Origin of the sequence: Paraburkholderia sp. (assembly GCF_035656215.1) — a bacterium.
Taxonomy (GTDB): Bacteria; Pseudomonadota; Gammaproteobacteria; order Burkholderiales; family Burkholderiaceae; genus Paraburkholderia.
In genome coordinates, this window is the sequence record NZ_DASRSY010000026.1 from 1 (window position 1) to 6385 (window position 6385).

The 6385-nt window shown below is 61.4% G+C and carries 6 protein-coding genes; 5 read left to right on the forward strand and 1 reads right to left on the reverse strand.

Features of this window, described 5'->3' with window-relative positions; translation table 11 throughout:
• A partial coding sequence (locus VFE81_RS01375) for a glycerophosphodiester phosphodiesterase family protein (RefSeq protein ID WP_325042878.1) occupies positions 1-810 on the reverse strand: 810 nt, incomplete at its 3' end.
• A 375-nt stretch (positions 811-1185) separates the two neighbouring features.
• On the opposite strand from VFE81_RS01375, the gene ugpB reads away from it, so the two are divergent.
• The 5 genes from ugpB to VFE81_RS01400 form a co-directional block, all read left to right on the forward strand.
• Complete coding sequence (ugpB, locus tag VFE81_RS01380; protein ID WP_325042879.1) at positions 1186-2511, forward strand: sn-glycerol-3-phosphate ABC transporter substrate-binding protein UgpB; 1326 nt, start codon at positions 1186-1188, stop codon at positions 2509-2511.
• Positions 2512-2580: 69 nt separating this feature from the next.
• On the forward strand, positions 2581-3465 hold the full coding sequence (ugpA, locus tag VFE81_RS01385; RefSeq protein ID WP_325042880.1) for a sn-glycerol-3-phosphate ABC transporter permease UgpA: 885 nt from the start codon (positions 2581-2583) through the stop codon (positions 3463-3465).
• Positions 3462-4307, forward strand: a complete 846-nt coding sequence (ugpE, locus tag VFE81_RS01390) for a sn-glycerol-3-phosphate ABC transporter permease UgpE (protein ID WP_063497462.1) — start codon at positions 3462-3464, stop codon at positions 4305-4307. Before ugpA ends, ugpE begins: the two co-directional genes overlap by 4 nt.
• Before the next feature lie 99 nt (positions 4308-4406).
• Entirely contained in the window at positions 4407-5495 is a 1089-nt protein-coding gene (locus tag VFE81_RS01395; RefSeq protein ID WP_325042881.1) for a sn-glycerol-3-phosphate import ATP-binding protein UgpC, read from the forward strand.
• A 217-nt stretch (positions 5496-5712) separates the two neighbouring features.
• A partial coding sequence (locus VFE81_RS01400; RefSeq protein ID WP_325042882.1) for an ATP-binding cassette domain-containing protein occupies positions 5713-6385 on the forward strand: 673 nt, incomplete at its 3' end.

Genomic DNA, 6385 nt, shown 5'->3' on the forward strand with positions numbered 1-6385 from the left:
CACATCCTGATTCTGCCGGAAACACGCAACGGTGGCGGGCGTCCACACGGTCGCCTGCACGTCGGAGCGACCTTCACCCAGCGTGAACTGCTCGACCACCGTGAGCGCGCGGTGCATCTCGAACGCTGTCGACGTGTGTTGTACCGGTGCGTCCACGCAGCCCTGATTGAGCAGCACGCGCATCAAGCGCCCACGCGTATCATCGCGCGACTCGTACACCTGTGCCTGGGTATAAATGCCGAAGCTCTGCTGGTATTGCACATCGGTCGAATAGATAGTGACGCGTGACCACGCGTTCTCTTCGCTTAGCACCTGCGCCACGGCCTGAGTTTGCGGCTGTACAGGCAAAGCTTTCATATCGAGGACAACCGGCATGGTCGGGGGGATCGCACGCAACGCTTCGCGCAGCGTGGGAATGCCTACCGGTTGCGTGCGATACGGGTACGTGTCGCCTCGGCGGAAAGCCCAGCCTGCGTTCACGCGCCCGAGTTCCGCCGCGGTGTGCGCGGCAACCGGGCCCGTCGCGTCGGTTAGCGCCGATAGGTCCGCGGGACGGTACAACACAGGGACCCCGTCCTTGCTCAACTGGACAGATAGCCACATGGCATCGGCACGATGCGTGATCGACAAACGAATCGCTTCGAGTGTGTTCTCGGGCGCGTCGCCCGTACCGCCCCGATGGGCGACGATCTTCGGCAAAGTAGCAATCGGCAGCGCGCCGCTGTCTGCCGCCACGCGCGTCAAGGGGCAACCGGCCAGCACAAGGCCCATCACCGCGCCACTCAGAGCAAATCGTATGGGTCGAAGCATATGGAATCCTGATTAACGAACGACATGGCAGTGCGTACCCGACTCAAATATCGCCGCGATACCGGTCTTACCGTCTCGATGCCCATCATTACCACGCGCTCGCAGCGATGTTCACCGATTAACGTCGGGCCTTGACTTCGCGCAAAATCGGGCGTTGAGACGCCCATTGTTTCCGTTTCATGACAGCCGATGTTAAATTGCGGCATTCGGCACCTGTCAAAGCGGGCTCCCGCCCGGCGGCCGACGCCGGACTGTCATCGAACACAAATAGAATCGCGCGATTCCCATCTGCGCCTGTTCCGATCAGCAACCATGTTGCATGGGACCGGAGTAAGCGCTAAAGCGCTAACTCCGGTCGACATAGGAGATAAATCGATGAGTTGCAAGCCACTGTTCCGTTCGCTTTCCGTTGCCGCCGTATTGAGCTTCGGCATTAGCCAGGCAGCCCACGCCGCCACTGAAATCCAGTTCTGGCACGGCATGGAAGCTGCGCTCGGCGAGCGTCTGAACGACATCGCCAACGCGTTCAACGCGTCTCAAAGCGACTACAAGATTGTGCCGGTGTTCAAAGGCACCTACGACCAGACCCTCGCCGCCGGTATCGCCGCTTATCGTAGCGGCAACGCGCCGGCCATTCTGCAGGTCTACGAAGTCGGCACCGCCACGATGATGCAGGCGAAAAAGGCCGTGATCCCGGTTTCGGAAGTGTTCAAACAAGCCGGCGTGCCGCTCGACGAAAAGGCTTTCGTGCCGACCATCGCGAGCTATTACAGCGACGCCAAAACCGGCGAACTGATTTCGATGCCGTTCAATAGCTCGACGCCAGTGCTGTACTACAACAAGGACGCGTTCAAAAAAGCAGGGCTCGATCCGAATCAGCCGCCGAAAACCTGGGCCGAATTGCAGGTGGACGCGCAGAAGCTGAAGGCGTCGGGCATGGCGTGCGGCTATTCGTCGGGCTGGCAGAGCTGGATTCAGCTCGAAAACTATAGCGCCTGGCACGGCGCGCCGTTCGCGTCGAAGAACAATGGTTTCGACGGCCCCGACGCGCAGCTCGAATTCAACAAGCCGCTGCAGGTCGCGCACATCCAGTTTCTGCAGAACATGCAGAAGGAGGGCACCTTCACGTATGTCGGCCGCAAGGACGAACCGGTGTCGAAGTTCTATAGCGGCGACTGCGGGATCATCACGAACTCATCGGGCTCGCTTGCCACGATCAAAAAGTACGCCAAGTTCAATTTCGGCACTGGCATGATGCCGTATGACGCGAGCGTGAAGGGTGCGCCGCAGAACGCGATCATCGGTGGCGCAAGTCTGTGGGTGCTCTCGGGTAAAGACCCGGCCGTCTACAAGGGCGTGGCGAAATTCCTCGCGTATCTGTCGTCGGCGCCAGTTGCCGCGAAGTGGCATCAGGACACGGGCTATCTGCCGGTCACGACCGCCGCGTACCAACTGACTCAGCAGCAAGGCTTCTACGAGAAGAATCCAGGCAGCGACACGGCGATCAAACAGATGCTCAACAAGCCGCCGCTGCCGTACACGAAAGGCTTGCGTCTGGGCAACATGCCGCAGATCCGCACCGTCATCGACGAAGAACTCGAACAGGTCTGGGCGGGGAAAAAGACGCCGCAACAGGCGCTCGATTCATCCGTGTCGCGAGGCGACGAGTTGCTGCGCCGCTTCGAGAAAGCAGGCAACTAAGCACTAGCCGGCCAGGTTTCGGTGCGCCCGCACCGAAACCCGTTGTTGCAGCAGACCTAGGAAACCTCGATGGAAAAGCGCTCCAGCTTCGGCACCAGCGTCCTGCCCTATCTGCTCGTTGCGCCGCAACTCGCGATCACGCTGCTGTTCTTTCTGTGGCCGGCGGGCGAAGCACTGTGGCAATCCACGCAGAGCCAGGACGCGTTCGGCACGTCCAGCGAGTTTGTGGGCCTGGCCAATTTCAAGCAGTTATTCGCCCATCCGCTCTACTTGTCGTCGTTCAATACGACGCTGATTTTCTGTGCGCTCGTCACCGTGTCCGGATTGGTGATTTCGCTGTTGCTGGCAGTCTGCGCGGATCGCGTGACGCGCGGCGCGAGGGCCTATCAGACGCTGCTGATCTGGCCGTATGCGGTCGCACCCGCAATCGCGGCCGTGTTGTGGTCGTTCCTGTTCAACCCGAGCATCGGACTCGTCACCTATACGCTCGCGAAGTACGGCATCGTGTGGAATCACGCGTTGAACTCGGGACAGGCGATGTTTCTGGTCGTGCTGGCTTCCGTATGGAAACAGGTCAGCTATAACTTTCTGTTCTTCTATGCCGGCTTGCAGGCAATTCCGCGTTCGCTGATCGAAGCGGCGGCCATCGACGGCGCCGGGCCGGTGCGGCGTTTCTTCGGCATCGCACTGCCATTGCTCTCGCCGACCAGCTTCTTCCTGCTGGTGATCAACATCACCTACGCGTTCTTCGACACCTTCCCGGTGATTGACGCCGCCACCGGCGGCGGCCCGGCGCAATCCACCCGTACGCTGATCTACAAGATCTTCGCCGAAGGTTTCCAGGGGCTGGACATCGGCAGCTCGGGCGCGCAGTCCGTCATCCTGATGGCGATCGTCGTCGCGTTGACGGTCGTGCAATTCCGCTTTATTGAACGCAGGGTTCAATACTCATGATCGAGAACCGCCGCGGTTTCGACCTCTTCTGCCATGCGGTGCTGATTCTCGGCGTCGTGCTGGTGGTGTTTCCGGTGTATGTCGCTTTTTGCGCAGCGACGATGAGCGAGCATGAGGTGTTCAGCGTGCCGCTGTCGCTGGTGCCGAGCACGCATCTGTTCGAGAACATCGCGACTGTCTGGTCGCATGGCAGCGGCAATGCGGCGGCGCCGTTCGGCCGCATGCTGTTCAACAGCCTCGTGATGGCGCTGGTGATTTCGATCGGAAAGATCGCCATCTCGATGATCTCCGCGTATGCGATCGTGTTTTTCCGCTTTCCGTTTCGCAATCTGTCGTTCTGGCTGATCTTCATCACGCTGATGCTGCCGGTCGAAGTACGTATTTTCCCGACCGTGCAAGTCGTGTCGTCGATGCATCTGAGCAATACGTATAGCGGGTTGACGTTGCCGCTGATCGCCTCGGCCACCGCGACGTTCCTGTTCCGCCAGTTCTTCATGACGCTGCCGGACGAATTGATGGAAGCGGCGCGCATTGACGGCGCCGGTGCGATGCGGTTCTTCTGGGACGTGGTGCTGCCGTTGTCGAAAACGAACATGGCGGCGCTGTTCGTCATCACGTTCATTTACGGCTGGAATCAGTATCTGTGGCCGATCCTGATTACGAGCCAGCAATCGCTGACTACGGCTGTGGTCGGCATCAAAAGCATGATCGCGTCTGGCGACACCGCGACCGAATGGCATCTCGTGATGACCGCAACGCTGCTCGCCATGCTGCCGCCGCTCGCCGTCGTGCTGACGATGCAGCGCTGGTTCGTGCGCGGACTGGTGGACTCGGAGAAGTAACGCGCGCAGCGTGGGCGAGCTTCGGCGTTGGGTATGAGTCAATCACGGAATCAAGAACACCGCGTTCTACGCGGCAAGCAAAGAAAAGGCTAAAACGGCATGGCTGCACTGACTCTGCAAGGCGTTAAAAAGACCTACGACAGCAAACAGTTCGTGCTGCACGGCATCGACGTGGACGTCGCGGACGGCGAATTCGTCGTGATGGTGGGCCCGTCGGGTTGCGGTAAATCGACCCTGCTGCGGATGGTGGCCGGGCTCGAAGGCATTTCCGAAGGCGCCATCTCGATCGCCGGCAAAGTGGTCAACCGACTGGAGCCGAAGGATCGCAACATCGCGATGGTGTTCCAGAACTACGCGCTGTATCCGCATATGAGCGTCGCCGAGAACATGGGTTATGCGCTGAAGATTGCGGGCGTCGACCGTGCGCAGATTGCGAAGCGCGTGCAGGCCGCGGCGCAGATTCTCGAGCTTGAACCGCTGCTCGCACGCAAGCCGCGCGAGTTGTCCGGCGGACAACGGCAACGCGTTGCAATGGGTCGCGCGATCGTGCGCGAGCCGGCGGTGTTTCTGTTCGATGAACCGCTGTCGAATCTGGATGCCCGCTTGCGGGTGCAGATGCGCCTCGAAATACAGCGCCTGCATGCGCGGCTTGCCACCACCAGCCTGTACGTCACGCACGATCAGATCGAAGCGATGACGCTGGCGCAACGCGTGATCGTGATGAACAAGGGTCACGCGGAGCAGATCGGCGCGCCGACCGAGGTCTACGAGCGGCCGGCGACGGTGTTCGTCGCAAGCTTCATCGGCTCCCCGGGGATGAATCTGCTGGAAGGCCGCGTGTCGGATGACGGCTCAACGTTTGAAGTGGCGGGCAATGGGCCGAAGCTGCCGCTGTCAGGCGTAGCGTCGATCGGCCGCGAAGTCGCCAAGGGCCGCGAATGGACGCTCGGCATTCGCCCGGAGCATATGACGCCGGGTCAAGCGGACGCTTCTCATGCAACGTTGACCGTCGATTCCTGCGAACTGCTCGGCGCGGACAACCTCGCGCACGGCCGCTGGGGCAAGCACGACGTCACCGTGCGCTTGCCGCACACGCACCGTCCCGCAGCAGGCGAAGCGCTGCAAGTTGCGCTGCCCCAGCAGCATCTGCATTTCTTCGATCCGTCGACGGGACAGCGCGCGAACTGACGTCGCTGCGGACGCCCTCTGCCGCCCCACCCTCACCCCGAAGTACAATGCCACCTGGACCACCCGCCCGCGCGCGGGGCGTCGCGGGGTTCGACGCCGCGCTCGACGCCGCGCCGGCCGGCGCCAGGCGCACTGCCTGGCCACAACACCGATTACCCATCCACCCACGACCGCCCGCCCCCACGCGGCCGGCGGCGTCAACGTCTAGTGCAAGCAAATGGCCCAATACGTCTTCACCATGAACCGGGTCGGCAAAATCGTGCCGCCCAAGCGTCAAATCCTGAAAGACATCTCGCTGTCGTTCTTCCCCGGCGCGAAGATCGGCCTGCTCGGCCTGAACGGCTCGGGTAAGTCGACGCTGATCCGCATCATGGCCGGTGTGGACAAAGATATCGAAGGCGAAGCCACGCCGATGCCGAACCTGAACATCGGCTATCTGCCGCAGGAGCCGCAACTCGATCCGAACAAGACGGTGCGTGAAGCGGTCGAAGAAGGTCTCGGCGACGTCTTCGGCGCGCAAAAGAAACTCGACGAAATCTACGCCGCCTACGCGGAGCCGGACGCCGATTTCGACGCACTCGCCGCCGAGCAGGCGAAGTACGAAGCGATTCTAGCCACCACCGACGGCAGCGCCGAACAGCAAATCGAAATCGCCGCCGACGCGCTGCGCCTGCCGGCGTGGGACGCGAAGATCGAGCACCTGTCGGGTGGCGAAAAGCGTCGCGTGGCACTCTGCAAGCTGCTGCTCGAAAAGCCGGACATGCTGCTGCTCGACGAACCGACCAACCACCTGGACGCGGAATCGGTCGACTGGCTCGAACAGTTCCTCACGCGCTTCCCGGGCACGGTCGTCGCCGTTACCCACGATCGCTACTTCCTCGATAACGCCG